The organism is Winogradskyella sp. (assembly GCF_965656915.1).
GTDB lineage: Bacteria > Bacteroidota > Bacteroidia > Flavobacteriales > Flavobacteriaceae > Winogradskyella.
This window is the reverse complement of the sequence record NZ_CBFHMI010000107.1, coordinates 1-2609: the sequence shown is the minus strand read 5'-3', so window position 1 is coordinate 2609 and position 2609 is coordinate 1. Positions and strand designations below refer to the sequence as shown.

3 protein-coding genes are annotated in these 2609 nt (G+C 34.8%); all 3 read right to left on the bottom strand.

Going from position 1 to position 2609, the window contains the following annotated elements; genetic code table 11:
- On the bottom strand, nt 1–1053 hold a 1053-nt coding region (locus ACTG3Y_RS13475), incomplete at its 3' end, for a TIGR00366 family protein (protein WP_439153437.1).
- 272 nt (nt 1054–1325) lie between these two features.
- Complete coding sequence (locus ACTG3Y_RS13470; protein ID WP_439153436.1) at nt 1326–1760, bottom strand: universal stress protein; 435 nt, start codon at nt 1758–1760, stop codon at nt 1326–1328.
- A gap of 93 nt (nt 1761–1853) precedes the next feature.
- The coding region (locus ACTG3Y_RS13465) for a helicase-related protein (protein ID WP_439153435.1) at nt 1854–2609 on the bottom strand (756 nt) is incomplete at its 5' end.

Genomic DNA, 2609 nt, shown 5'->3' with positions numbered 1-2609 from the left:
ATAGGATTCTGGTGTTGCAATAGACACTAAGACATCACTTATTTTAGTTCCTAACCCTGAGGCCATCATTATGCCCATAATGCCTGCGTAAAACGGATATTGAAATAAAATACCAGAGATATTACTACTAGCACGTTTCATGGCAATACTGTAGCGCATAGGAGTGATATGCAATAGCATTCCAGTAATGAGGAAGATAAAGATCATAATGTTAAAATTAAGATCAAAGCCTTTAATCCTAAAGTGATAGGTAATGTAAATAACACCTAATAATGCCACACTAATCTGTAACCAGCCTGCATTGTTTAAAGCGTCAGACACTGCTTTAAAAGGTAATTTATAAGATAGAGCTTCGTCTTTTACAGATCCTTCGTTATCTATACTTTTAGTTTGTAAATCTTTAAGTTCTTTTCCATCAAATGACTTTGGTATCAATAACCATATTATTAGTGGTGCGGCCACAACAAAGAGCACAATCATGGTTAAATTCAACGTGGATCCTAAGCTATAACTGGTAGAAATGGTATCATTTAAAATACCTTTTTCAATTAAGAAATTATTTTCTGTATTTAAGAGTAAGGCTATAGAACTCGATAATCCGCAAACCCAACCATTAAAAGAAAAATAGACACAAGCGACTAAAAAAGGGTAGTGGATGCCTTTAATGCGCAATGCCAATTCTCGCCCTAAAATTGCTGTGATAACAACCATGCCAAAACTGACTAAGGATAGTAAAGCGCCGAGTGTTATTATGATAAAATAAACCTGAGTTGGTGTTTTTATTTGTTTTGCAATATGATCAATACCTTTTTTAATCGGAGAGGATTGTGCAATACAATACGCTGTAATAATTATTAAAACAATCTGCATCCCAAAGGATAATAGATTCCAAAAGCCATTGTACCAACCTTCTAGTATGGTTATGGGTTTACTTTTAGTAAGTATTAAAGCTAATAATACAGTAAGTAACGTAAGTAATAATGCAAACACATATGCGCTTGGCATGTATTTAGTAAACGTGTCCGTAAATTTCTGACCGAGTTTGGTAATCATTGGCTGTTTAGTTGGTGGAGATTAAGATAATTTTTTTCAAACAAATCAAAGAAAATCGTTTATAGCTGATTCTCTTAACATTACGTTAATTAACAGCTAATTTAATTTGTTTAACAAGTTCCTAATAGCATTACTTATGTAATGCGAGTAACTTGATAATAAGGCAAGAACTAAAGAAATTTAAGCGCTATGTAAAATATGCATGATCAAAACACATAAAGTCATGTTTTGGAAGGTCTTGTTTTGGTTGGTGCCAGGCCTTTTTTTGTAATTTATTCAATTTGAACGGTAAGCACAGGAATGTTAGACGCTTTGATAACCGAACTTGCAACACGTCCAAAAATAGCCTTGTACAACATACTTCGCTCAGAGTGACCCACAATAATCAATTTAATATTAAGCTTTTTAGATTCTTCCATAATGGTTTCAATGGTAGCACCTTGTACCATTAGCCCTTCCGCTTTAATACCTTTTTCTTCTAAAGAATCGCTGTAATTATCTAGTAATTCGCGTTCTTTCTTAAGCTGAGAAGCGCGATTATCTCTAATAAATTGTGGTCCTGCTTCATAGCCCACAAAATCAGGATTTGGTGCCACAATATGTAACAACCATAATTTTGCATCAAAAGCTTGCGCATAGTTAATCGCAGTATCTATAAGCTGTTGTTCATTACCGTTAAAATCAAGCGCAACTAAAATGTTGTTCATATCTAATCAATTAAAAGATTGAATGAGTTGAGTGACTCATAAGCATAAGTCTTCCTAAGTTACTAGATTTTAATGGTTTTAGCAAGAAGATAATTAGCTGATGTAATTCCAGATATTACGATACTTACTCATTTGTCGGTAGGTATTTAAGATCACTTTATGTTCTTGAAGCGCTAAACTAGGATCTAATTTTAAAACACTTTTAGCGTAATATCTGGCTTGTTCTAGGATATCTGTATCCTTAACAATATCTGCGATTCGTAGGTTAAGGACTCCACTTTGCTGAGTTCCCATAATATCACCAGGACCTCTAAGTTTTAGGTCAACTTCGGCAATTTCAAAACCATCACTGGATCGTACCATGGTTTCGAGACGCGTTTTACTATCGTTGCTTAATTTGTGGCTGGTCATTAAAATACAATAACTTTGTTCGGCACCTCGACCTACACGTCCTCGTAATTGGTGTAATTGCGATAAACCAAAGCGTTCTGCACTTTCAATTATCATAACAGAAGCGTTAGGCACATTAACTCCAACTTCTATAACCGTCGTAGCTACCATAATTTGTGTTTTACCATCTACAAAACGTTGCATTTCATAGTCCTTGTCCGCAGCTTTCATTTTACCATGGACAATAGAGATTTGGTAATCTGGCATGGGAAACTCTCTTGAGATACTTTCGTAACCATCCATTAAATCCTTGTAATCCATTTTTTCACTTTCCTGAATTAACGGATAAACGACATAAATTTGTCGGCCTTTGGAGATTTCATCTTTCATAAACCTGAAAACTTTCAGTCGGTTATTATCAAATCTGTGAACCGTTTTTATAGGTTTTCTTCCGGCGGG